The organism is Enterococcus sp. AZ103 (assembly GCF_051714685.1).
GTDB classification, from domain to species: Bacteria; Bacillota; Bacilli; order Lactobacillales; family Enterococcaceae; genus Enterococcus_A; species Enterococcus_A alishanensis.
In genome coordinates, this window is record NZ_JBIOSI010000002.1 from 864,826 (window position 1) to 890,764 (window position 25,939).

23 protein-coding genes, 2 pseudogenes and 1 other annotated feature are annotated in these 25,939 nt (G+C 35.5%); of the genes and pseudogenes, 17 read left to right on the top strand and 8 right to left on the bottom strand.

The features are described 5' to 3' along the window. Window positions 1-5: 5 nt before the first annotated feature. From ID741_RS18860 to ID741_RS18885, 6 genes are all read right to left on the bottom strand, one after another. Window positions 6-998 (bottom strand): aliphatic sulfonate ABC transporter substrate-binding protein, encoded by a 993-nt coding sequence (locus ID741_RS18860; RefSeq protein ID WP_438721191.1) that lies wholly within the window; start codon window positions 996-998, stop codon window positions 6-8. Between the two features lie 12 nt (window positions 999-1,010). Further along, the gene (locus tag ID741_RS18865) at window positions 1,011-2,513 is read right to left on the bottom strand and encodes an AMP-binding protein (protein ID WP_438721192.1); all 1,503 of its coding nucleotides are present in this window, start codon (window positions 2,511-2,513) and stop codon (window positions 1,011-1,013) included. Further along, window positions 2,513-3,646 (bottom strand): acyltransferase family protein, encoded by a 1,134-nt coding sequence (locus ID741_RS18870; RefSeq protein WP_438721193.1) that lies wholly within the window; start codon window positions 3,644-3,646, stop codon window positions 2,513-2,515. The genes ID741_RS18865 and ID741_RS18870 overlap by 1 nt, the downstream gene beginning before the upstream one ends. Before the next feature lie 279 nt (window positions 3,647-3,925). After that, the gene (locus ID741_RS18875; RefSeq protein ID WP_438721194.1) at window positions 3,926-4,813 is read right to left on the bottom strand and encodes a diacylglycerol/lipid kinase family protein; all 888 of its coding nucleotides are present in this window, start codon (window positions 4,811-4,813) and stop codon (window positions 3,926-3,928) included. A gap of 98 nt (window positions 4,814-4,911) precedes the next feature. Further along, window positions 4,912-6,093 carry a galactokinase gene (locus ID741_RS18880; RefSeq protein ID WP_438721195.1) on the bottom strand — a complete coding sequence of 394 codons (1,182 nt, stop codon included), beginning with the start codon at window positions 6,091-6,093 and terminating at the stop codon, window positions 4,912-4,914. Window positions 6,094-6,097: 4 nt separating this feature from the next. Further along, window positions 6,098-7,123, bottom strand: a complete 1,026-nt coding sequence (locus ID741_RS18885; protein ID WP_438721196.1) for an aldose epimerase family protein — start codon at window positions 7,121-7,123, stop codon at window positions 6,098-6,100. Between the two features lie 144 nt (window positions 7,124-7,267). Between ID741_RS18885 and ID741_RS18890 the strand changes: the two genes are divergently transcribed. From ID741_RS18890 to ID741_RS18900, 3 genes are all read left to right on the top strand, one after another. Beyond that, window positions 7,268-8,173 (top strand): AraC family transcriptional regulator, encoded by a 906-nt coding sequence (locus ID741_RS18890; RefSeq protein ID WP_218326033.1) that lies wholly within the window; start codon window positions 7,268-7,270, stop codon window positions 8,171-8,173. Window positions 8,174-8,316: 143 nt separating this feature from the next. Then, window positions 8,317-9,822 (top strand): zinc ABC transporter substrate-binding protein AdcA, encoded by a 1,506-nt coding sequence (locus ID741_RS18895; RefSeq protein WP_218326032.1) that lies wholly within the window; start codon window positions 8,317-8,319, stop codon window positions 9,820-9,822. A gap of 35 nt (window positions 9,823-9,857) precedes the next feature. Further along, entirely contained in the window at window positions 9,858-10,004 is a 147-nt protein-coding gene (locus ID741_RS18900; protein ID WP_218326031.1) for a hypothetical protein, read from the top strand. 44 nt (window positions 10,005-10,048) lie between these two features. On the opposite strand, the gene ID741_RS18905 is transcribed toward ID741_RS18900, so the two are convergent. Together ID741_RS18905 and ID741_RS18910 are read right to left on the bottom strand one after the other, a co-directional pair. Beyond that, window positions 10,049-10,297 (bottom strand): GNAT family N-acetyltransferase, encoded by a 249-nt coding sequence (locus ID741_RS18905; RefSeq protein ID WP_218326184.1) that lies wholly within the window; start codon window positions 10,295-10,297, stop codon window positions 10,049-10,051. Next, on the bottom strand, window positions 10,298-10,495 hold the full coding sequence (locus ID741_RS18910) for a hypothetical protein (RefSeq protein WP_438721197.1): 198 nt from the start codon (window positions 10,493-10,495) through the stop codon (window positions 10,298-10,300). Window positions 10,496-10,650: 155 nt separating this feature from the next. Here ID741_RS18910 and ID741_RS18915 point away from each other — a divergent pair, with 155 nt between their 5' ends. From ID741_RS18915 to ID741_RS18980, 14 genes and pseudogenes are all read left to right on the top strand, one after another. Then, window positions 10,651-10,890 (top strand): hypothetical protein, encoded by a 240-nt coding sequence (locus ID741_RS18915; protein ID WP_438721198.1) that lies wholly within the window; start codon window positions 10,651-10,653, stop codon window positions 10,888-10,890. A 153-nt stretch (window positions 10,891-11,043) separates the two neighbouring features. Then, window positions 11,044-11,487, top strand: a complete 444-nt coding sequence (locus tag ID741_RS18920) for a MarR family winged helix-turn-helix transcriptional regulator (RefSeq protein ID WP_218326029.1) — start codon at window positions 11,044-11,046, stop codon at window positions 11,485-11,487. A 19-nt stretch (window positions 11,488-11,506) separates the two neighbouring features. Next, a complete protein-coding gene (locus ID741_RS18925) occupies window positions 11,507-13,270 on the top strand; it encodes an ABC transporter ATP-binding protein (protein WP_218326028.1) in 1,764 nt (587 codons plus the stop codon). Continuing rightward, complete coding sequence (locus ID741_RS18930) at window positions 13,263-15,014, top strand: ABC transporter ATP-binding protein (protein ID WP_438721199.1); 1,752 nt, start codon at window positions 13,263-13,265, stop codon at window positions 15,012-15,014. The genes ID741_RS18925 and ID741_RS18930 overlap by 8 nt, the downstream gene beginning before the upstream one ends. A gap of 450 nt (window positions 15,015-15,464) precedes the next feature. Then, window positions 15,465-17,162: pseudogene (locus ID741_RS18935) on the top strand (bifunctional metallophosphatase/5'-nucleotidase); the annotation flags it as partial. Between the two features lie 63 nt (window positions 17,163-17,225). Beyond that, a pseudogene (locus ID741_RS18940) lies at window positions 17,226-18,113 on the top strand (5'-nucleotidase C-terminal domain-containing protein); the annotation flags it as partial. A 75-nt stretch (window positions 18,114-18,188) separates the two neighbouring features. Then, entirely contained in the window at window positions 18,189-19,070 is an 882-nt protein-coding gene (locus ID741_RS18945) for a LysR family transcriptional regulator (RefSeq protein WP_218326026.1), read from the top strand. A gap of 43 nt (window positions 19,071-19,113) precedes the next feature. After that, window positions 19,114-19,337 (top strand) — a binding site (T-box leader). Window positions 19,338-19,394: 57 nt separating this feature from the next. Then, entirely contained in the window at window positions 19,395-20,600 is a 1,206-nt protein-coding gene (locus ID741_RS18950) for a MalY/PatB family protein (RefSeq protein ID WP_438721201.1), read from the top strand. After that, window positions 20,587-21,684 (top strand): aminotransferase class I/II-fold pyridoxal phosphate-dependent enzyme, encoded by a 1,098-nt coding sequence (locus ID741_RS18955; protein WP_438721202.1) that lies wholly within the window; start codon window positions 20,587-20,589, stop codon window positions 21,682-21,684. Before ID741_RS18950 ends, ID741_RS18955 begins: the two co-directional genes overlap by 14 nt. Window positions 21,685-21,695: 11 nt before the next feature. Continuing rightward, window positions 21,696-22,604, top strand: coding sequence for a LysR family transcriptional regulator (locus ID741_RS18960; RefSeq protein WP_438721203.1), 909 nt, complete (start codon window positions 21,696-21,698; stop codon window positions 22,602-22,604). Between the two features lie 379 nt (window positions 22,605-22,983). Continuing rightward, window positions 22,984-23,643 (top strand): amino acid ABC transporter permease, encoded by a 660-nt coding sequence (locus ID741_RS18965; protein WP_218326022.1) that lies wholly within the window; start codon window positions 22,984-22,986, stop codon window positions 23,641-23,643. After that, on the top strand, window positions 23,624-24,295 hold the full coding sequence (locus tag ID741_RS18970) for an amino acid ABC transporter permease (RefSeq protein WP_438721204.1): 672 nt from the start codon (window positions 23,624-23,626) through the stop codon (window positions 24,293-24,295). Before ID741_RS18965 ends, ID741_RS18970 begins: the two co-directional genes overlap by 20 nt. Continuing rightward, window positions 24,295-25,041, top strand: a complete 747-nt coding sequence (locus ID741_RS18975) for an amino acid ABC transporter ATP-binding protein (RefSeq protein ID WP_438721205.1) — start codon at window positions 24,295-24,297, stop codon at window positions 25,039-25,041. Before ID741_RS18970 ends, ID741_RS18975 begins: the two co-directional genes overlap by 1 nt. Window positions 25,042-25,063: 22 nt before the next feature. Next, complete coding sequence (locus ID741_RS18980; protein WP_218326019.1) at window positions 25,064-25,906, top strand: transporter substrate-binding domain-containing protein; 843 nt, start codon at window positions 25,064-25,066, stop codon at window positions 25,904-25,906. Window positions 25,907-25,939: the final 33 nt, after the last annotated feature.

Consider the following 25,939-nt stretch of genomic DNA (forward strand, 5'->3'; position numbering starts at 1 on the left):
CCTCCTTAATCCGATGTTTTCAACCAGGCATCAGTGACTGTAATTTGATTGTCAATGAAACCGTATTGATAAAAAGTATCGGCAATATCTTGTTGCTCACTCATAATCTCATCAGAAATTTCATCCATGCCATAGGTTCGACGATTCACCATTAACTCAGCAACAGAAGCATCTAATTTTAATGTTTCAGCTAACTGTTCGGCAATTTCGGTTTTATGATTGTTGACCCAATCTAGTGAATTAGCCATTTCTTCCACCACGATTTGATTGATATCTGTATTTTCAGAGGCAAATTGTTTAGACGATAAAATAAAATCACGGTCAGTAGAGAAACCTTCAGCAGTGGTTAAAATCTGCGCATTCATTTCTTCTTGCGCCGCTGCAGTATAAGGATCCCAAACTACCCAAGCATCGACTTGATTATTTTCTAAAGCAATTCGTCCTTCAGATGGATCTAAATATTGAATGTTTACGTCTTCTGGGGCTAAGTCAACACTTTCCAAAGCTTTAATCAAGAAATAGTGAGCACTCGATCCTTTCGAAACTGCAACTTTTTTTCCAGCTAAGTCAGTTAAAGCGGCAATGGTGCTACCATCAGGCGTTAAGATCGCGCTACCTTCATATTTTGAGCTGCTGGCGGTCACGTAAACAACATCTGAGCCGGTGCTTTGTGAAACGACTGGTGGGGTATTGCCTGTCCGTCCATAATCAATACTACCAGCGACTAAAGCTTCCATTAAGGCAGAACCATCTGTAAATTGTTTCCATTTTACTTTATAGCCTGCTTCATTTAAACGTTCTTTTAAACCGCCTTCGATTTGAGCCAGGTTAAAGATGTCACCCCGTTGATAACCAATCGTAATGGTTCCTGCCGAACCTGAGGAATTATCAGAATTATTATCAGCTCCATATAAATGCTGATAACCTGTCCAAACTCCTGCAATCCATAAAACACCGACAATTATAGCAGCGATTTTTTTAAATACGTTGTTCTTCATCTCAAATCTCCTCTAAGTAAATTGTTCGATTAGTTTTTTTCGTTGGATTTTTCCGGTAGGGCCTGCTGGTAATTCCTTCACGAAGTAATAAAATTCTGGTCGTTTAAAGGCTGAAAGTTGATTTTCACAATGCTGTTGAATTTTTTTTAGTAGTTGCTGACTTTCAGTTATATCAGGTTTTAATACAATAAAGGCAGCTACTTTTTGTCCAATAATCGGATCGGGAACGCCTACCACGGCAGCATTATCAATCTCTGATAATTGTAATAAGACATCTTCAACTTCATAAGGACTAATTTTTTCACCACCGCGATTAATAACCTCTTTTTTACGTCCGACAATAAATAAATAACCTTCATCATTTAGATATCCGACATCACCGGTATAAAACCAGCCATCTTTAAAATCAGTATTGTCTGGTCGGTCGACATAATAATCGATTACGTTCGCTCCCCGAATGACAATGTCACCAACTATTTCTGGTGCTAATAATTGATCTTCTTCATCGACAATTTTTAATTCTAAGCCATATGGTTTGCCAACTGAACCAAAAATATGTTTTTCAGGAGGTAGTGGGTTGATACAGATTTGGCTGGCAGCTTCTGTCATACCATAAGATTCAATAACTGGTACATTAAAAGTTTTTTCGAAACTTTCAGCTATTGATGGAGCTAAGGGTGCTGATGCTGATCGAATAAAGCGTAGGTTATGTGATATTTTTGTGTCAGGCTGCTGACGTTTTAACAAAATAGTTAAAATTGCTGGTGCAACTGAAACCCAAGTAATTTTTTCATCAGTAATGATTGACCAGAATGAACGGGCACTGAATTTCTTACCAATAACAATTTTTCCGTCACTTAAAATAGTTGATAATAAGGAAATCACTTGTGCGTTAATATGAAATAAGGGCAGACAAACATAAGTAATATCTTCATCTGTTAATTGATGAGACTCACGAATATTTCTGGTTGCCGCAAATAATTGTTCATGGGAAATACCGACCGTTTTAGGTTCTCCAGTAGTTCCTGAGGTGAACATTTGGATTGCAACACTGGATTCAGTCAATAAGGTCCGTCCATTGGCGTAGTTTTCTTCAGTGATTAATAATTGATTGCCAAACAAATCTTGATTTTGGGTTAATTTGAAGCTGTCGACAATTTCTTGATCAGTCAGTAAGTCTTCCCGAAATTCTTCTAAAAGTACGCCGCGATAAGGACGTTTTGCCAAGATGCGCTCTAATTCACGGGCGGGAATTTCTGGATTGACTGAAGTAATGGTGATGCCACTAGTTAAAGCAGCTAAATAAAATAAGACAAAACGATAAGAATTCGGCACAGCAATAATCAAGGCATCATCTGGTTTGAGGCCATTTTTTTTGAAGACTTCAGCGATTCGTTCGACTTCAGCTGTTACTTCTTCTTTGGTGTACCATTGATCAGCAGCTAAATCTTTGATGAAATTTTGGTCCACTGATTCATGTAAAATTTTATTTAAAGTGGTTGTTAGGATCGTCATTACCTACGACCTCCAGTTAATTTTTTTTGATGCTTTCGTCCGATTAAACTGGACAATGGCGATTTATATAATAAGTAGGAAATAATAAAAGATAGTCCAAATACGAAAATAAATAAGAAGGGGATTGCTGGTAGAGCAAAAACTTTATGGTCACGTAAGACGGGAATTAAGAAAGTCCGCATCAGTGTCATGCCAATATATTGTGTCAAATAAATACCAAATGATAATTGAGCAGCTAATGAAATGTAACGGCTGAATAACTTTTCTGGATATTTTTCACGGTAAGCAGCCCAACGGCGTCCTAAGTTTAAGGCAAACAGCACGATAATTGTTGCGTAAATGACAAATAATGGCTGATGGACTGATTTTGCATTGGACTCGGATAAGCCAAGAACTTGATAATTCCATAAATAATAAGCGCAAATGACTGGGATAGATAATAAAGCCAGCCAATTAATCTTTCGTTTATGGCGTTCAACAAAAGCAGTGAAGCGGTCATAGTTTAATGATGCGATACCGCCAGCGATGAAATACAATTGGTACGTTCCGACAAAGATACCCCAATGGGAAAGGAGATATGGCCAGTTGCTCATATCAAAATCGCGAATTTTATATTTAATGAAGAAAGTCATGGCTAATTGTAAAAGATAGCTGATTGCAAAGATTAATTTGGAATGTTTTCTGAATCTCTTTAAAAATAATAATAGGAAAGGGAAAATTAAATACAGTTGCATGGTGACTAGCACGTAGTAAAGATAGGCCTGATCGCCATGAATCAAGTGACCCCAGAAATCACCAATTACTTTTTGTAAGGTTTCAGTCGGTAAAGCGAATAGGCTATAAACCATATTCCAAAAAATGTAAGGAATCCCAACAGACACATAACGTTTTCTCCAAAAAGAAAAAACTTGAAGATCCTTATTGCGGTAGGCTAAAAATAAAACCAAACCAGTCATAAACATAAAACCCATCCGAGTAAAATGTAAAGAGGCATGTAAGCTGCCTAAAACTGTATACATAATCGTCCCAGAATCAAATAAACCTTTTACAATACCGGTAATATGATTTAACAAAACCCCACTAATGAAGAAATTTCGCATGAAATCCACTTCATATAAATATTTCTTTTTCACTAAAGACTTCCTTTCAAATCAGCTAAAAATTTCAGTACTCTTTATTTTACCAAAATTTACTAGTTGATTACACTAAAACGACAATTTAATTCTGAGAAAATAAGATTTTTTTATCGTATATTATTATCGAATTATAATAAAAGAACTTTGTGACCTCAACACTTTGGAGGTGAAGAAAAATTGAATAAAGTGTGAAGGAGGAAGAATAATTAAACTCTCATAAAAAATAAAGCGATTTCAAAATAAGTGTAACAAAAAAAACTCGAGACATGCTCGAGTTTAAGGAACTAGAATGGTTAATTTATGTTTTTGGACGTCAATTTCAATCGGTAAAGTACCGGCATCATCACCATCTATCCGAACTTTGATATCACTTTTCCCATGAATTTTTAGTTCTGATTCATGGAAATATTGAACAGTTGGAATTTTACCAATCTGTCCCCGCAAAACATTATGGAGATTCATTAAATACATCAAAAAATGCATGCGAGGTAAAATTGTAATATGCATCAAACCATCATCAGCTGTAGCTTCTCGGTCAAAATCAGGAAATCCGCCAACCGAATTCGACATAGTAATGGCTAGAAGTTGGCAACTTTCTTGCCACTCTTTTTTTGCAGTAGAAAAATTCAATAAATATTTTTTCTTTTTCGCTAACATTTTGACAAAATTTCTGACAAAAGGCCATTTACCATATTTTTGCTTTTCCTGTTGGGAAATGTTTGCTGCAGTGTCTGCTAAAATTCCCACAGTCAAACTAGAAAGCAAGACTTCTTTTTGATTGACTAAGGCATAATCGACTTTCTTTTGATGGCCAGCTAAAATGATTTTTGCCACTTCTTCAGGATCTTTTGGAATATCTAAAGCAGTCGCAAAATTATTTACCGTTCCTCCCGGTAGAATCGCAAATTGAAATTTGTCCATATATTGGTCAAAGGCTTGGACAATATGTCGCAAGGTTCCATCGCCGCCCGTCATAACAATTATATCGAAGTTTTCAGATACAGCTTTATTCGTTAAAGTTTTAGGATCAATTTTCGGCCCGGTTTCTGCTAGGTCGATGGTGTTTTCTGAGTTATTTTTTTCTAAGCTTGTTTTTAGATCTTCCGCTAAATGTTTGCCGGTGTCTTTGCCGGAGCTTTGATTATAAATAATTAAAATCTTCATTTTTATCCCTCCATTATTTACCAACAAGTTTCAAATTAAGACTAGCACAAGCAATCAAAAAGAACCAACCGCAAGCCTTGCGATTGGTTCAAAAAAGTTTATAAAGCTAGCTGATTGATTTTGGTAGTTCCATTGCCGATATGCGCAACATAAAAATCTGCCTCATAACCAACAACATCCAGATATTTTGACCCGACATTTTTTTCGAAAGTTGAAATTTCACTTTCTTTTACGAGCGCGATGGCGCATCCGCCAAAACCAGCACCAGTCATTCGAGCTCCTAAGACACCATCTTGTTTTTGGGCTGTTTCTGCTAGCGTATCTAGTTCAATGCCAGTAACTTCATAATCTTCTTTCAAAGATTGATGTGAGGCGTTCAATAATTTTCCAAAAGCACTCAAATTACCTTGAACCAATTCATCTTTGGCGATTAAAGTTCTTTGATTTTCTGTTACTGCGTGGCGCGCTCGTTTAATTAATGTTTCATCACCAATTAAATCCGTGTTAGCTTCAAAAGTTGTTTCGTCAAAATCACCTAGAGCCTGAATGTCTAATTTTGTTTGTAAGCGGCGTAGGGCTTCTTCACATTCACTGCGGCGTTCATTATATTTTGAATCTGCTAATTCCCGCCGTTTATTAGTATTCATAATAACAATTGCATAATCATCTAATTTTACTGGCACCATTTCATAGGCTAAAGTATTGGTGTCTAACAGAATCGCTTCATCAATTTCACCAAAACCAATCGCAAATTGATCCATGATTCCAGAGTTTACACCGATAAATTCATTTTCAACTTTTTGTCCTAATTTTACTAATTCCAAACGGGTAGTATCTAAGTGAAATAAATCCTCTAAAGCTACCGCTGCTAATAATTCCAATGAGGCACTTGAAGAAAGTCCAGCACCGTTTGGAATCGTGCCAGAAACTAATAATTCAAAGCCAGTATCAATCTTGTGACCAGCCTCTATTAATTTCAATACGACGCCTTTAACATAATTTGCCCAACTATCTATTTTATCAAAGCTCAAATTATCGATTGAAAAAGAAATGACGCCAGCGTCAGGAAAGTTTAGCGAATAAACTTTGACTTGATCATCGGTTCTTTTAGCTGCTACTCCAGTCGTACCAATCGTGATGGACGCAGGGAAGACATGTCCACCGTTGTAGTCAGTATGTTCCCCGATTAAATTAATCCGACCCGGAGAAAAATATTGATTAGTTTTTTTTGCGCCAAATATTTCATTAAATTTAGTTGTTAATTCTGTGTTGATTTTCATATGCTTACTCCTTAAAGTTTATTTTGTATTCAGTAATGGTTTCTTTAGGAAAATCTGGCGGTAGAACAATGTTTCCAAAGCTTGAAAAACGTTCAGCTCCAGGAGCAAATTGGGTTTCAAAAGTCAAGCCTTGATGGCGGCCAACTTTTTTTCCTCTCATTAAATAGTAGTCCTTACCAAAATTACCGCTAAATAGAACAACTGTTGGACGATCGGTAAATAATTCGATGGCCAACTTTTCATCTGGACTAGTTAATTTTGCTTGCATAAAACGTAAACCCGTTTGCTTGAAAAAGAAGGGATGATCAATGCCATCAACGATTTCCGATTGTGGTTGACGGCTGTTAAAGAAGTCGATGATTTTCTTTTCTTGTTGAAAATCAAACGGAGTCCCTCTTACGTCGGCTTTTGTTCCGTCAGTAATCCCGCTGTTAATGATCGGTGCGAAACTATTGCTATTTAAATAGAGACTGTGTTGATCGATAGTCTCACTTAAATCACCAGATAAATTAAAGTAAACGTGGTTGGTAGGATTAAACAGAGTCGCTTCATCTGTCACACCACGAGTTGTTACTCGCCAAAGATTGTCCCTAGTCAAAGTATGACGAACTTCCACTTCTAAATTTCCCGGAAAACCGTGAGTACCATCTGGGCTAGTTAAACGAAATAAAACCGATGCTTCATTCTCACCATTTAAAACAGTATACTCCCATTTAGCACTTTCAAATCCTGGCATTCCACCGTGCAAGTTATGAGGACCACTGTTTTGGCTGACTTGATAAGTTTTTTCGGCAATATTAAAACGGCCATTGGCAATTCTTCCGGCTGTCCGACCAATTGTCGCCCCGATAGTCAAATCGTTGTCTAAATATTCTTGCGCCGAATCAAATCCCCAAACCAATTCTCGATTTAAGGCTTTTAATGAAACAATTCGTGCCCCTAAATCAGAAACGGATAATTCCACCCCATTTTTGTTTTCAATTGTAATTAAATGGTAATCTTGCCCAAAATCTGTTTCTTTTATCTGCATGCTTTATTTTCCTCCCAAAAGTCATTTCGGATTAATTATAAACTAACAAGAAATCGTTTTCTATTGTAGATACTTGTGTGACTATCATTTAACTTTTTGTTGCAAAAGTCAAAAATTTTGCTAAGCTGAAATTGAGGTGACGATATGGAACGAGCAATATTTTTACGAAAAGATAAAAAGCAAATAAACGGGGATTTGGTCTTTGATTTTTGTGGTGTTTCTCAAACGATGCCTTTCCATTCTTTTGGTCCAGCAATCCGCGAAAATTTCGTTTTACATGTTGTTTTGGAAGGAAAGGGTATCTATCAAGTCAAAGATCAGCAATTTCAACTGGAAAAAGGCGATTTATTTTTGGTTCGTCCAAATGAATTAACTTTTTATCGCGCCGATGGTAAAAATCCTTGGTTATATGCGTGGATAGCTTTTAGTGGGGAAAGTGCGGAAAAAATTATTCAAGAAACATTACTAAAAAAGAATGCTTATACGATGAAGACCAGTAAAATGCAACAATTTGTTCAATACATTTTAAATTGTCTCAGTTTTCAACAAAATGATTTATCAAGTGAATTACAGTTAAATGCGATTACCAATCAATTTTTAGCAGAACTATTACAGGACCAAGGGCATATCTATTTCGCTGAGGAAAAAATTTACTCGCCATTGACTATAGAAGCAATGGAGTACATCCAAAAAAATTATCAAAAAGATATTACGGTGACTGAAATTGCCGAGGCGTTGTCAGTCAATCGCAGCCATTTATCTAGAGTTTTTAGTAATCACTTAACTACGACGATTAAAGATTATTTGACAGGTGTCAGGATAAATCAAGCCGCTTTTTTATTATCCTTTGGAGAAGATTCGATTGAGACAATTTCAGAAGCGGTAGGATTTAATAGTTTAGTAGTTTTTTCTCGGGCCTTTAAAAAAAGTACCGGCGAAACCGCTAGTCATTATCGAAAACGAATGAAAGAAAATCAATTTCAAGATGTTTCATTAGATCGTTTAAAAATCCAATTGGAGCAACAAAAAATTATTTCTAGAGCGACTTAAAATGAATGTTCATTCATATATGCAAATATTTTTAAAGATATTTGCGAAAATAGATTGACAAGTAAAAGTTTTTTCAGTAAACTCCTCGGGAACAAATCGTAAACATTACATTTTGTTCAAATAAAGCGTAATGGGGAATAAGAATGAAAAAATTAGTTTTGTCAGGAATTATTTTATTGACGGGGATATTATTAACTGCTTGTGGCAGTAATCAAACGGAAACTGAAAAGTTGCAGGTTATGACTTCTTTTTATCCGATGTATGATTTCACTAAAAATATTGTGGGAGATGTTGGCGAAGTAGAATTATTGGTACCTGCAGGCACGGATGCTCATGATTACGAGCCTTCAGCTAAAAAGATGGCGCAATTACAAGAATCCGATGTCTTTGTTTACAATAATGAAAATATGGAAACTTGGGTGCCGGATGTTGAAACAACTTTAAAAGAAGGCGATGTTAAAATCATTAAAGCCACAAAAGATATGGTTTTATTACCTGGCAGTGAAGAAGAGGGTCACGATCATGATCATAGCGAAGCCGGTCATAGCCACGAATTGGATCCTCACGTTTGGCTTTCACCAAAATATGCAGCCAAACAAGTCGCAATTATTCGAGATCAATTAAGTGAGGCGTATCCTGAACAAGCCAATCAATTTAATGAAAACGCAGAAAAATATTTAGCCAAGCTTACCGATTTAGATCAAGCTTATACGGAAAAATTATCCACTGCTACGCAAAAAAACTTTGTCACTCAACATACTGCTTTTAGTTATTTAGCATTAGACTATGGGTTAAACCAAGTTTCTATTTCAGGTATTTCATCGACTCAAGAACCAACAACAAGTCGTTTAGCCGAGCTAAAAAGTTACGTAGAAGATAACGATTTGAAATATATTTATTTTGAAAAAAATGCCTCAGATAATGTCGCCCGTACTTTAGCCGATGAAACTGGGCTAGAATTATTGATCTTGAATCCGTTGGAAGGTTTGACAAAGGAACAAACTGAAGCTGGTGAAGACTATGTTTCCATCATGACCGAAAATCTAGACAATTTAGCAAAAACAATTAATCAAGAAACCACTTCTAAAGCACCAGAAAAGCAAGTTGAAAAATCTGTTTATAATGGCTATTTTGCTGATGAAGATGTAGAAAATCGTCCACTGAGTAATTGGTCAGGAAAATGGCAGTCTGTTTATCCTTACTTAGAAGATGGTACGTTAGATCAAATATTTGATTACAAAGCCAAATTAAAACAAGATAAAACGGCTGAAGAGTATAAAGAATACTATACTACCGGCTATCAAACCGATGTTGAAAAAATTGAAATCACTAAAGATACTATGAAATTTACTAAAGCAGATGGTACATCTGAAGAAAGTAAATATCAAACTAAAGGTTACCAAATATTAGATTATGAAGCTGGTAATCGTGGCGTTCGTTATTTATTTGAAGCAGTCGATAAAAATTCACCTTATCGTTATGTACAATTTAGTGATCATAGTATTACTTCAAGTGATTCTGGTCACTTTCATATTTATTTTGGCGCTGATAGTCAAGAAGCATTATTAGCTGAAATGGATCACTGGCCGACTTATTATCCAGAAAAAATGTCTGGTATCACAATTGCGCAAGAAATGATGGCCCACTAAAATATGGTATAATTATCTAAAAAAGAGGTGCAGCCATGAAAGTTGAAGTCCGAAATAAAGATTTTAAATACAGCTTAGAATTTTCAGAGAAACGTCTGCAAAAAATGGTGACCATTGTTTGTTGCACAGTGATTATCAAAAATTTATTGAAGTATGAAATGTTGAAAGATAGACAGGCATAGTGCCCTGTCTATTTTTTTAGCGAATTTTTGAATAAAGGAAGTTGTCAAAATATTTTCCGTCTTTGAAGATACTTTCCCGCATTTTCTAGAACTTTTGAAGAAGCTTGGTTATAAGCAAAGGGACGAGCGTAAATGCGATGAACAGTAGTTTTTAAAAATAATTCATCAATAAAATCAATAATAACTTTAGACATAATGCCTTGATTACGATAATCTTTTCCAAGCCAATAAGCAATTTCAGCATTATTTAGATAAATATCAGAATCAAAAAAAGCACCGATACACCCAGCAATTTACTGATTTATGTGAATACTTCTGACATATTCTTTTTGATCGTTACTCTCTGCAAAAAAATCCACCATTTTTTCACAGTCGGCTAGATTTTTAGGAAAATTATTACTCATGTTTTGGTATAAAACTATATCATCTGATTGATGAAAGAAAAATTCACCTTCATTTTTTTTCCAACGAGCTAATTTAAATTTTTCCATAATCTACCTCCGAGATATTTATCAATAGTATACAGGTCTGGGTTTTGTAACAGAAGATTTATTTTCTATTAATAGAACAAAACTCTTAAGCAAACTAATTTTGCTTATTTGTCAGCCATGTTATTATGATGAAAATCATTAAAGGAATGACAGTTATGACCAATCAAGAAGCAACTATTTGGCTGAAAAATTTTTATCAAAAAAGCAATTCCATCCAATATAATCCTTTTAACAATCCAGACTCTCAACTAGAGGAATTCTCATCAATAGAGACTCAAATGCAAATTGCCACTGAAGATTTTGGCATATCGTTAGAAGCAGCTAAAAATGCCCATCGCGAAATGTTTAAGCAAGAAATTTCTTTCAAGGTATTTGAAAGCTATCATTTTTTCTAAGGAAAAAGTGGTAGTTTTTTTATGCTTATAAGTATAACTAGTATGGATTTCTTTATGCCTAAAAAAATAAAGAAGTTGAATACTTTTTCTTGACTTTCATGAAATTTTCCTTAATATAGTTAGCGGGGTAACTAATATTTTTGGAGGTGACATATGATAGGCAAACATAGTGAAGTTGGCTTTGAATTACGGGAGTTAATGATTCTATTGAGTCGAGTGATTGATCAGGAAGCTGCGGCGCGGAATGTAGATAAACTAAAGGGTCCGCAAGCTTGGGCACTGGGATTTATTAAAAAAAATGATCATCGTGCGATCTATCAGAAAGATATCGAAGAAGAATTATCTATTAGAAAACCAACTGCCAGTCGTTTAATTGATCGAATGGAAAAGAATGGTTTTGTGAAAAGAATTCCTTCCATAGAAGATAAGCGCTTAAATCAGATTGTCTTAACTAAAAAAGCTGAAAAAAATATGAACCAAATTGATGATTTAGTCCAAACGGTTGAGGGACGATTGAAAAATGGTTTGACTGAAGAAGAAGTTCAAACTTATTTAAAAATCACTAGAAGAATCAAAAAGAATTTAGAAAATAACTAAAGATTTAAGGAGATTGCGTATGTTCAGATTATTTAATAAAACAAGCAAAATGGAACGGCTGTTAGTCATCATCAGCTTTTTATTTATTTTGCTGCAAGTTGGATTAGAATTAAAAATTCCCGATTACATGTCAGATATTACCCGCTTACTACAGGAGCCGGGGACTAAGACTGGCGATATTTTGACACCAGGATTTAAAATGATTGGATTGTCATTAGCAAGTTTCGCGGCATCAATTATTGTTGGTTATTTTGCGGCACGGATTGCAGCGGGTTTAACGATGCGCATTCGGGGAGAAGTTTTCCAACAAGTCACCGACTATTCAACTAGCGAGATTCAACATTTTTCTGTCCCTAGTTTAGTCACGAGAACTACGAATGACTTAACGCAAATTCAAATGCTGATTGCGATGGGTTTGCAAGTCGTTATCAAAGGTCCAGTTACAGCAGTTTGGGCAATTACTAAAATTGCTGGGCAAAATTGGCAATGGACAGCAGTTACTGGAGTGGCCGTTTTCTTCCTATTGGTAATGTTGACATTGATTATGGTCTTTGTTCGTCCTAAATTTGCGATGGTGCAAAGTATTACCGATAATTTAAACGGTATTACCCGAGAAAACTTAATTGGTATTCGGGTAGTTCGGGCTTACAATGCCGAAAAATATCAAGATGCAAAGTTTGAAGGTGCCAATAATGAATTGACGGCAGTGAACTTATTTGCCGGTCGGATGATGTCTATGTTTAGTCCGGTCATGACGCTGGTATCTAGTGGATTGACCTTAGGTGTTTATTGGATTGGGACTTTCTTAATTCAAGATGCCGTAGGTATGGATAAATTGACTGTGTTTTCTAACATGGTGGTCTTTACTTCTTATGCTATGCAAGTAGTGATGGGCTTTATTTTGATGACGATGATTTTCTTCATTTTACCAAGAGCTTTAGTTTCTGCCCAGCGGATTAATGAAGTGTTAGACTTACAACCATCGATTCAATTTACTGATAAAGAAGTTGAAACAACTGATGTAAAAGGCAAGATTGATTTTCGTAATGTCACTTTTGCGTACCCAGATGCCAAAAATCCAGTTTTACATGATGTGAATTTTAGCGCCATAGCTGGTCAAACAGTTGCTTTTATCGGTTCAACTGGTAGTGGTAAAAGTACGATTTTGAAATTAATTCCACGATTGTTTGAAATTTCAAAAGGTAGTTTAAAAATCGATAATCACGATGTAAAAGAATATCCGCAGGATGAATTAAACGATATTATCGGTTACATTCCACAAAAACCAGTGCTGTTTTCTGGAACGATTCGGTCAAATATGGAAATGGGAACCAGTAAAGCTTATCCATTAGATGATGAAAAAATCAATCGTGCGTTAGAAATTGCTCAAGCGAAATCTTTTGTTGATGAAGAACCTGAGGGCTTAGATGCAAATGTAGCCCAAGGCGGAACCAATTTTTCAGGTGGACAAAAACAACGGTTGGCGATTGCCCGAGTAATTGCCCGTGAGCCAGAGATTTTAATTTTCGATGATTCATTTTCTGCTTTGGATTACCAAACTGACCAAAAACTTCGGAGTATTTTAAAAGAAGAATTGCCCGAGACTACAAAATTAATTGTGGCACAAAGAATCAGTACGATTATGGATGCCGATTTGATTATTGTTTTAGAAGAAGGTCACGTTGTTGGCTCTGGTACTCACAAAGATTTATTAGCGAAAAATCAAGTCTATCAAGAAATTGCTTATTCACAACTATCTAAGGAGGAATTGGCTCATGAATAAAAAAAATAATAGCCATTTAAACTGGGCAAATATTAAAAAATACGCCGGCCAGTATACAATTCCTTTTATTATTGCAGTAATTTTTGCCACAGTCGGCAGTATTACGACAATTTTAGGACCTGATCAATTAAGTGAAATTACCAACACGATAACTGCGGGGTTAACTGGAGATATTGATACTGATAAAATCGTTCGCATCTGTATTTTCTTAGCAACATTGTATGGAATCGGCGCAGTGATGAGTTATGTTCAAGGTTTTATTACGACAACGATTACCCAAAAATTCTCTAAAAAATTACGGACGCAAGTATCCGAAAAAATTGATCGTTTACCTTTACAATATTTTGATTCTCATAAACAAGGGGATACTTTGTCACGGGTAACCAATGACTTAGATACAGTGGGGCAAAGTTTGAATCAAAGTTTAGGCTCATTGGCACCTTCAGTCACTTTATTAATCGGTTCAATCATTATGATGTTCCATAATGACTGGATGTTAAGTTTGACTGCAATTATTTCTGTCTTTTTAGGATTTGCGGCAGTGGTTTTAATTTTATCAAAATCACAAAAGCATTTCAGTGGCCAACAACGAAAACTTGGTGCAGTCTCAAGTTTTGCAGAAGAAGTTTATTCAGGTCACAGTGTCATTACGACTTATAATGCCAAAAATGAGGTTAATGAGGAATTTGGCAAATTAAACCAAGATTTATATAGTAGTGTATGGCGGGCCCAGTTTTTATCAGGTATTATGCAACCAATGATGAGCTTTATCGGAAACTTTGGTTATGTAATGGTCTGTGTAGTTGGTTCAGTCTTAGCTCTAAATGGTACAATTACTTTTGGTGTGGTTGTAGCCTTTATGATTTATGTGCGAATTTTTACCAATCCATTGGCACAATTAGCCCAAGTATTTTCTACTTTACAATCAGCTAGCGCAGCTTTAAGTCGCGTGTTTGAATTCTTAGATGAAGAAGAAATGGCTGATGAATCTTATAAAAAAGTTCAATTACAAGATACGATTGGCAATGTTCATTTTGATCATGTATCATTCGGTTACAATCAAGATCAAACGATTATCCATGATTTTTCAGTCGATGCTAAGGCTGGAGAAAAAATTGCGATTGTTGGTCCAACAGGTGCAGGTAAAACGACAATTGTAAATCTATTAATGAAGTTCTATGAAGTCAATCGTGGAAAGATATTGATTGATGGAAAAAGTACTGGCGATATGACACGTGAAGAAGTCCACGACCAATTTTGTATGGTTTTACAAGATACTTGGTTGTTTGAAGGAACAATAAAAGAAAATTTGATTTTCAACCAAGAAGGCGTGACAGATGAAGCTGTCATCGATGCATGTAAAGCAGTTGGGATTGATCATTTTATTAATACTTTGCCAAAAGGATACGACACTGTTTTAGATGATAGCATTGAGTTATCTGTTGGACAAAAGCAATTAATGACAATTGCTCGTGCTTTAATTAAGCAAGCACCAATGTTGATTTTGGATGAAGCAACAAGTTCAGTTGATACTCGAACAGAAGAACTCATTCAAAAAGCGATGGATAAATTAATGGAAGGTAAAACTTCTTTTGTGATTGCTCACCGACTATCTACAATTCGCAATGCGGATAAAATTTTAGTTATGAATCATGGCGATATCATTGAACAAGGGAACCATGAAAAATTAATGGCTGAAGGCGGCTTCTATGCTGATCTATATAATAGCCAGTTTGCTAAATAATTTTGGTGCACTTGAGAGCTTGGCTCTCAAGTGTTTTTTTGTCTCCAAACGCTCAATAAAAAACATATAATATTTTTTTCTGGTAGAAATAAGATATTTTATACTTGTCACAACTCAGTTATAAAAAGACAGTTAGATCAATATTTTTTGGAATAAATCTCTTTTTATTTATTTAATTAGTATATATATTATGGATTAGTCGACATAAATATAAAAATTAAAATAACTAAATTTTAAGTTATAATAATTTGGAAAACCCTTTCAAAATAGGCAGGAAATTGGTATTCTTATTTTAGACAAAAAATATTGTCAGGGGGATTTTTTTTGAAGAAAATGAAAAATAATTTTAAATTAGGAATGACGTTTACAACAGGGATATTATTATTTGTAGGTGGAATTATTTACCAAGGTCAAGGGGCTCAGGTAGCTGAAGCGGCAGTAAGTAATGGAAAGTTGACGATTTTAGGTACGTCAGACGTTCATGGTCAATTATGGGATTGGTCTTACGAAGACAATAAAGAAGTACCTGTAGGCTTATCTCAAGTAAGTAGCACAGTAAATAAAATTCGTAAAGAAAATACAAATGGTGTGGTATTAATCGATAATGGTGATATGACTCAAGGCACGATTATGACTGATGATATTTATAATAAAGACAAATTTTCAGAACCAAATCCGATGATTAAAGCCATGAATTATATCGGTTATGATTCTATGACTCTAGGAAATCACGAGTTTAATTTCGGTTTAAGTTTAATCAATAAAATTCAAAAAGAAGCAGAATTTCCTATTCTAGCAGGAAATATTTATCAAAAAGGGACGAACACGCGCTTTGTAAATGGTACAACGATAAAAGAAATAGATTTTGATGGCGATAATCAAATAGATTTAAAAGTGGGAATTTTAGGTTTAGTGACGCCTCATATTCCGAAATGGGATGGCGCAAAAGTTGAAAGTTTAGATTTTAAACCTTTAAAAAGCGAAGCTGAAAAATCAGTTAAAGAACTAGAAGAGCAAGGTGCTGATATTGTGGTAGCTTCAATCCATGCTGGTCGGCAAGATACCGATCCGGCGGCGGCTGCAGATGAAGTAATAAAAAATGTTTCTGGTATCGATGCTTATATCTTAGGCCATGACCATAGTTCTTATGCATTAAAAGTTGCTGGACCAAATGGTGAAGTGCCAGTAGCAGGACCGAAAGATACTGGGACAGAAATGATTCAAATTGATCTGAATGTAGAAAAGAATCAAGATGACTGGCAAGTTTCAAATAGTGAAGCAAAAATTGTTGATACAACCACAGAACCTGCTGACGAAAAATTAAAAGATGCAACCAAAGAATATCACGAGACTACAGAAGCTTATATCTCTGCTGTGATTGGGAAAGCTACAGGAGATTTCTTACCGCCACAAACAGTTAAGGGGATTCCTGAAGCACAACTACAACCAACAGCCATGATTTCTTTGATTAATAATGTACAAAGAGAAGCGACGGGCGCTCAATTGGCGGCTTCTGCTTTATTTAAAAGTGATAGTGCCTTGCCGGCAGGAGATTTGACTTATTCCAATGTTTTTGATATTTATAAATATCCTAATACATTAGTTAGCGTGAATATTACTGGTGCAAATTTATTGAAATACATGGAAAATCAAGCCGCTTATTACAATACGCCTGAAGAAGATGACTTAACCATCAGTTTTAATAAAGATATTCGCGTCTATAATTATGACATTTTTTCAGGAATTGATTATAAAATTGATATTTCCAAAGGAACAGGTAGCCGAATTATTAATCCAACAATAGCAGGAAAAGCGATCGATCCTGCAGCGAATTATTCGATTGCCATGAATAATTATCGCTATGAAGGCTTACTAGCAGCGGGAATTGTAACTGAAGCCCCATTAGTATCGACTGATCCCGAAACCTTGCGAGGATTAATAACCGAATATATCAAAAATGAAAAAGTTATTTCACCTGAAACCGAAATTGAAAAAAACTGGGAAGTAATTGGTTATAATTTTGATTCAGATTGGCGCAATGCAGCGATTGAATTAGTCAATAGTGGTAAAATTACCGTCCAAAATTCAGAAGATGGGCGCACACCGAATGTTAAAGCTATTACTAAGCAAGATGTGATTGATGCTGGTGTGACACCAGTGGTAGATGAAATTATCTTAAAAAGTAATCCTTATTTGTTCAATGGTATAAGAGAAAATATTAGCACCAGAGAAACTAATCTAGGAAATCTAATCGGTGATGCGATGCTCAATTATGGGCAGACCGGCTTTACTGGCGGAGTTTCTGATTTTGCGGTGATTAGTAGTGACAATATTCAAGCAAGCATTGAAAAAGGTCAGGTAACTGCCAATAATATCAAAGCTGTTTTACCGGAAGAAATAAATATTTCACAAATTAAAGTAAGAGGTGCACAAGTTCAAGAAATGTTTGAGTTAGCCCTAGCAGCAGATGTGCAAAAAAATGTTTCAGGATCAGTTATTTTAGATGATTATGGACAACCAAAGCTAAGTGTTAATCATCATTTCCTACAGATTTCTAACTCGATTCGGATGTATTATGACACAAATAAAACGGCGACCGTATTGGCATCAAATCCAGATAACACAACTGGAAAAAATATTGTTGGGGATCGTGTGTTAGCAATTGAAGTGTATAATCAAGATAGTAAAAAATTCGAAGCATTAAAAGGCGATAAAGAATATAGAATGGCTATCAATGATTCGTTGACTTCCGACTTTACAACTTTAAATGGTGAAAAAGAAGTTGGCCCAACTTTAACTACTATTTTAGCTAATTATTTGAAAACACCTGAATTAGATTTAGAAGCGTACGATAAAGAGTTTGCAAACAGTCGCATTATCTCGATTTCTGAAGCGAATTATCGGGAAATGTTGCAACCAGAAGAAGAGAAGAAAAACGATCTGCTTTTATTAGATACAACTCCAAAAAATAATCAACAAAAACCATATAGTATTTTGCCAAAAACCAACGAAGAAGTCGCAGCCTATGCTGGAATTGGTATTATTCTGATTTTTGCATCAGGCTATGGTTTGTATCGTCGCAATAAAAAAACAGTTTAACAAATAGTCACTAGAAAGCTTGTCTTTCTAGTGATTTTTTCTTTATAATAAAAAGAAACTGTTTGGGAGAAAAAAATGGAATTAAGAAGTTATCGTTATTTTTGGACAATTGCCGAATATGGCAATATCACCAAAGCGGCGCAAGCCTTACATATTACACAACCAACTTTAAGTCGTCAGCTAAAAGAAATGGAAGAAGAATTAGCGACGCCTTTATTTATCCGCGAAAATAAACGTTTAATATTAACTGATGCAGGTCGCTATTTGAAACAGCGGGCAGAAGAAATCATTGAGTTAACTGAACGAACAGAACAAGAATTTTTACATCAACGACAAGAATTATTTAGTGGACATATTAGTATTGGGTGTATCGAAGGCGATAATTCAGATACTTTGGCAATGATACTTGAGGAATTTTTATCTGATTATCCGCAAGTCACTTTTAATATTTTCAGTAATACCAGTGATGAAATCAGTGATAAATTAGATGCAGGTTTGTTAGATGTCGCCATTTTAATTGAACCAGTACCGACAGAAAAATATCACCGCTTGCCGTTACCGCGAAAAGAAGTTTGGGGTATTTGGGTAGATCAGACCGCCTTTATCAGTCAAAATAAAGTTTTAAAACCTAAAGATATTATTGGTCTGCCTTTAATTATGCCACAAAGACCGGAGCCGCAAAAATTATTAGCCGATTGGGCGGGGACAACGATTGATGAACTGAACATTCGCGGGAATTTTAATTTGAGTTTTAATGTTTTTTCTTTAGTTGAAAATCATATTGGTGCAGCTTTTGGGATTAGTGGCGTAGAATTACATCATCGTACAGGAACTACAAAATTTATACCATTGGATCCTCCAATCTCTACCTATAGCGTCTTTGTTTGGAAAAAACATCGTGTGAATTCGGCGGTAGTTGATGGATTTATCAAAAGAATGCAAGAATCCTTCCAATAATTTCTCTTGACAAAGATGGGAATAAGATTATAATTTCATTAAATAATAAACGTTGAAGAGAAGAGTAGCAGATGAAAGGCAAGCAAAGAGAGCCCGGTTGGTGAGAAAGGGTATTGTGAGTAGTCGGTGAAGATGAGCTCTGAGTTTTTAGCAAGTTCACGCTTGTTAGACGGTTGTGACCGATATTTCACCGCGTTTCATTTGGAACGGCTGAGGTATTTTTATAATACAAATTTGGGTGGTAACACGGATTATTTCGTCCCTTTGTCTATGATGACAAAGGGGCGTTTTTTTTTATTTAAAATTTGAAAGGTGGCAGTAAAAATGAACACAGCAGAATTTATTGAGACTTATTATACAGAACGAAATAATACCAATTCGTTGAAGGTTGATGCTTTACAAGAACGATACGGAGATGCTGATTTATTACCTTTATGGGTAGCAGACACTGAATTTTCAGTACCGGAAACGGTAAAAAATGTTTTAAGTGAGCGTATTGCCCATGGTATTTTTGGTTATTCAACCGTACCAGTAGATTATTTTAAAGCTTATGATGGTTGGCAAAAACGTCACGCGGGAACACAATTTCAAGCTGAGTGGTTACATTTTTCAACGGGTGTTGTTCAAGCGCTATACGATTTAATTGATTGCTTTACTGAAGAGGGAGATGCTGTTTTGGTTCAGCCGCCAGTCTATTATCCGTTCTATCATGCGATTAGCGACAAAAAAAGAAGTTTGGTAACAAATCCCTTGATTTTAAATGATGGGATTTATCAAATTGATTTCGCTGATTTTGAAACAAAAATTCGGGACAACAAAGTAAAATTATTTATTCTCTGTTCTCCTCATAATCCTGTTGGACGGGTTTGGCAAAGAGAGGAACTAGAAAAAGTTTTGGCAATTTGTGAGAAATATCAAGTGTTAGTCATTGCTGATGAGATTCATTCAGATTTAATTTTATCCAATCAACAGTTTACCTCGGCTATTACGGCAGCTAGCAACTTGGAATCGTTAATTGTTTGCAATGCACCGTCGAAAACTTTTAACATGGCGACTTTATTAAATGCCCACATCTGGATTCCCAGCAAAAATAACCGAGAAATTTTCGCAGAGTGGTCCAGTAGAAATAAACAAACGGAAAACAGTTCGTTAGGACAATTGGCAGCCAAAACCGCTTATCAAACTGGAGACGAGTGGCTGCAAGCATTTTTAGGTGTGATTGAAGAAAATTATCATTATGTTAAAGACCGTTTGCAAACTGAAATTCCTGAAATTTTTGTGGGTGAGTTACAAGGGACCTATCTTTTGTGGCTAGATTTAAGTCAGTGGATTCCTACAGAAAAAGTCAAATATTATATTCAAGATAAAGCACAATTGGCGATTGATTACGGAGAGTGGTTTTCTGAAGATTGTAAAAGCTGTATCCGAATTAATTTAGCTACTTCACCTAAAAATATCAAAATTGCTGTCGACAGATTAATCGTGGTAGATCAGCTAAAAAAAGGAGTAGACAATCATGACAAAATTTAAATTAGCCACTCAATTAGCCCAAATCGGCAACAAATCAGATCAACAAACAGGTGCTATTAGTGCACCCATCTATTTATCAACTACTTTTGCTCATCCAAAACTTGGAGAAAGTACAGGATTTGATTATACCCGTACGAAAAATCCTACCCGTGATATTTTAGAAAGTGGTCTAGCCGAATTAGAAAACGGTGCCGGTGCAGTTGTCACTAGCTCAGGTATGGCGGCAATTCAATTAATTTTTAATTTATTTCCAAATGGTAGTCAATTTTTAGTTTCCCGGGATCTATATGGTGGTAGCTACCGTTATTTTGAAGATCTGGCTGAGCGGAAAGTTGCTTCTTTCCATTATTTTGATGATTTAGAAAGTTTTGAAAAACAAATTTCACCGGCTATTACGGCTGTTTTTTTGGAAACACCGACGAATCCATTAATGCAAGAAGTATCGATTGCCAAAGTTGCTGCTCTAGCTCACGAAAATGATGCGCCATTGATTGTGGACAATACATTTTTAACACCATTAGGGCAACGTCCATTGGATTTAGGTGCTGATATCGTTCTTCACTCGGGAACCAAATTTTTAACTGGACACAATGATATTTTGGCGGGGGTAATCATCAGTAAATCTAGTGAATTAGCAGAAAAATTGACCTGGCTATCCAATACGACAGGCCCCACTTTATCAAGTTTCGATGCCTGGCTGTTTATTCGCAGTTTAAAAACTTTTAAATTACGTTTTGAAGAACAAGAAAAAAATGCAAAAAAAGTTGCCCAAGCACTAGCTAAAGTCAAACATTTAAAAGCGCTGATTTATCCTGATAAAGGTGCGATGATCAGTTTTAAAGTGGCAGATGAGAATAAAATCAGTCAATTTCTACAAAAATTAGCAGTAATTACTTACGCGGAAAGTCTTGGCGGTGTAGAAAGCTTGATTACTTATCCAACCACTCAAACTCACGCCGACATTCCGCAAGAATTGCGAGAATCCTACGGGTTAACTGCAGATTTATTGCGCTTATCAGTAGGAATTGAAGATAGTGATGATTTGATAGCTGATTTAATCGAAGCCTTAAAAGTATTTGAATAGGAGTAAATAAAATGAATTTACAACATTGTCGATACGTGATTCAAATTGCTAAAGCTGGTAGCTTTAGCCAAGCCGCCAAAGATTTATTTGTGACCCAACCAAGTTTATCCAGTGCAGTCAAAGATTTAGAAGGTGAATTAGGGATTTCATTGTTTACTCGCTCTAAGTCTGGGGTATTGCTGACTGAAGAAGGCAGTGATTTTTTAGTTTATGCCCATCGTATTTTAGCGCAAGTTTCAATGCTAGAAAATCATTACCAAGGAGAGAAACAGAAAAGTTTTATTGTGGCCAGTCAGCATTACGATTTTTTATCTCAACCATTTTTGAAAGTAACCAACAAGTTTCAACAAGAGATTCAAAGTTTTCAATTAATCGAGACGACCACTAAGAGAATTTTAGAAAGCTTACGGGATTTTGAAAGTGAGGTAGGGATTATCTACTTAGATCAGAAAAACCAGCAAACCTTAACTAGATATTTTAAACAAGAAAAGCTATCTTACGAAGTCCTTGGTGAATTTAAAACCCAGATTTTTTTACGCCGGGACCATCCATTGAGTACTAAGAAAACCATTCAGTCTAATGATTTAAAAGAGTTTCCACAAGTGCGTTTTATTCAAGAAGAACAAGGATTTAGTCATTTTGATGAAGATCCGCTAGAAATCAATAAGAATCAGATTAATCTATATACAAATGATCGTGGAACGTTGATGAATCTTTTAGCAGAGTCTGATGCATATGCGTCTGGTTTAGGAATAGTAGCAGGTTTCATCAAAAAAGAAATTATTTTAAAACCTTTTGGCGATAGTTTAACTCATCAATTGATTGCAGTGACTAATTCGCAACGTAAGAAAAGTTCTGCAGCGATTGAATTCATTTCAGAAATAAAAGAAATTCTATCTATTGATTTATCTTATAGATAGACATAGGTGTTTTTTATAATTCGATAAAACAGCTAAAAAAAAGCTAATTTTACTTATAGATGAGTTATTTTTAAGTTTGACAAAAGTTTTCTTAGGATTATAATATGATTAGTAAATAATTAAAAATGTTGAAGAGAAGAGTAACTTAAAAAAGCCCATAACAGAGACCTCGGCAGGTGAGAAAGAGGATAGAGATTTTTTGAGTGAAGATGAGCTCGGAGTTTTCTAAATAGTTGACGCTTTTTAGACGGTAGTCACCGTTAACTGACCGCACTTCGTTTGGAGTGGTCGAGGTATATATTATACAAGAGTGGTTTAGCGAAAATTCGTCTCTTTGTCAATGATGGCAAAGAGATTTTTTTATTGGAAGGAGGAACAAATGGATTTTGCAATTATTAAAGAAAATATCCCCCAATATGTGACAGCTATGAAAATCACGCTTGGGTTGGGTTTGGCGGGAATTGTTCTATCTATTATTATCGGTTTTTTGATTGCCTTGGTTCGCTATTTTAAAGTCCCCCTAATCAATCGATTAGCAATCATGTATACAGAATTATCCCGGAATACACCATTGCTAATTCAAATTTTCTTTCTATATTATGGACTACCAAAAATTGGTTTACCGATTGATAAAAATGTGGCAGCCATTATCGGTTTAACTTTTTTAGGTGCGGCCTACATGGCGGAGTCTTTCCGTAGTAGTTTTGAGTATGTACCGAAAATTCAAATTGAATCAGGAAAATCGATTGGCTTTAATCAGTATCAACTTACGAAAGAAATTATTTTACCGCAAGGATTGCCGTTAGCAGTACCTAGTATTGGTGCTAACTGTATTTTCTTATTAAAAGAAACTTCCGTATTTAGTGCGATTGCCATCATGGATTTGACCAATACGACTCGTGATTTAATTGGGATGTTTTATATGACTCGGGAATTTTTATTTATGCTAGTCATAAGTTATGCAGTACTTATTTTGCCGATTGTACTACTTATTTATTTGTTAGAGAGGAGTGTGGGCTATGAAAATCGCCGGGTATGAACTCCTTTTTCAAGGCAGTAATTTTACTAGATTGTTAGGTGGTGTTTGGGAAGTTGTAAAAATTTCGGCCATCTCTTTAGTGTTAGGTCTAGCAATTGGTATTGTCTTTGGCATGATACGAACCAGTCGCAATCCATTTATTCGAATTATCTTTAAACTATATTTGGAAATTTTCCGAATTGTACCGCTTTTAGTTTTATTATTTCTTTTCTACTATTTATTGCCAGAAATGTTTAATTGGCAAATATCAAATCAAACCGTCTCGATTTTGGTTTTTGTTTTATGGATATCGGCGGAAATGAGTGATTTGACTCGTAGTGCATTGGAAAATGTCAGTCAGAATCAAATTGAAATTGGGAAATCTCTTGGCTTTAATCGGATCCAACTGTATCAGGAGATTTTGTTGCCGCAAGGATTAAAAACTATTATTCCTGCCACCATCAATTTAGTCACGCGAGTGATAAAAACCACCAGTTTACTAATGATGATAGGTGTCACGGAAATGATTCGAGTAGGTCAACAAATTATTGAAAACTACACGATTGAGGTGCCTACTGCAAGCCTGTGGATTTATGGCATTATCTTTTGTATTTATTTTATTTTATGCTATCCCTTAAGTAAATTCGCCAGTTATTTAGAAAGGAGCAGCTAATGTCCGAAGCACTTTTATCTGCAAATAAAATTGTCAAAAAATTTGGCGATAAAGAAGTTTTATCAGAAATTAATTTAACTATCCAACCAGGAGAAGTAGTGGCTATATTGGGTCCCTCAGGCAGTGGGAAAAGTACTTTACTCCGCTGTTTAAATGGTCTAGAAACCATTACTTCAGGAGAAATATTTTTTAAAAATCAGCAATTACTATTAACAGAAAAAAATTGGCAGAAAGTCCGACCAGAAATCGGAATGGTTTTTCAAAGCTACGATTTATTCCCCAATAAAACGGTTTTAGAAAATCTCAAAGTCGGCCCAGTCAAAGTTCAAAATAGAAAAGCAGCAGAGGTTGAAAATGAAGCCTTGGAGTGGCTAGATCGTGTAGGTTTAAGAGACCGGGCCAATGATTATCCCCGCCAACTTTCTGGGGGTCAAAAACAACGAGTAGCAATTGTCCGTAGTTTGGTAATGAATCCTAGCTTGATGCTATTTGATGAAGTAACAGCGTCGTTGGATCCAGAAAATGTCCGAGAAGTGTTAGAAGTTATTTTGGAACTTGCGGAAACAGACAAAACGCTATTGATTGTCACCCATGAAATGGCTTTTGCTAAACAAGTTAGCGATCGTATTATTTTTATGGCGGATGGGGAGATAGTCGAAGAAGCCGCTACTGAGGAATTTTTTGAAAATCCCCAAACAGAAAGAGCGATTACGTTTTTAAGAAGTCTCGACTTCTCTAAATTATAAAAAAAGAAAGTAGGATGTAAATATGAAAAAGAAATTTTTAGGTGCCGTTTTAGCAACAGTTGCGTTGGGAGCGTTAATTATTAGTAGCAATCAACCAGTCCAAGCAGCAGAGAATAAATCTTCTGTTTCAGCTATTAAAAAGCGTGGGAAATTACGAGTAGCCGTTTTTGGTGACTTATCTCCGTATGGTTATTTAGATGACGAAGGAAATCATCAAGGATACGATGTTTATCTGGCAAGACAATTAGCAAAAGATTTAATCGGCAGTGAAGACGATGTAGAATTTGTCACAGTTAACGCGGAAGAACGAGTCGACGCTTTAAAATCAAATAAGGTTGATATTGTTTTGGCCAATTTCACGAAAACTCCAGAGCGGGAAAAAGTAGTTGATTTCGCTAAACCATACATGAAAGTTGGGATTGGTGTTGTTTCCAAAAAATCTGATGCTATTACTAAAGCCAGTCAATTAAAAGGCCAAGATTTAATCGTCACAAAAGGAACCACTGCCGAAACTTATTTTACAAAAGAACAACCAGAAGTAAACTTGGAAAAATTTGACTCAAAAAGTCAACAATTCCAAGCATTAACAGATGGTCGAGCAGATGCACTAGCAGATGACAATACTTATTTATACGCTTGGGTCAAAGATAATCCTGATTATGAAGTAGGGATCAAAGAAATCGGGGAAGTATCAACAATTAATCCTGCAGTCAAAAAAGGTAATAAATCATTATTAAAATGGACCAATAAAGAAATCACTAAGTTAGATAAAGATGGCTTTTTTGAAACCGCATATGATGAAACTTTAAAACCATTTTTTGGTGAAGAGATTAAAGCTTCTGATGTGATTATTACAGATAATTAAGAAATTATAGACTTAATAAGCAAAAAGGTTAAA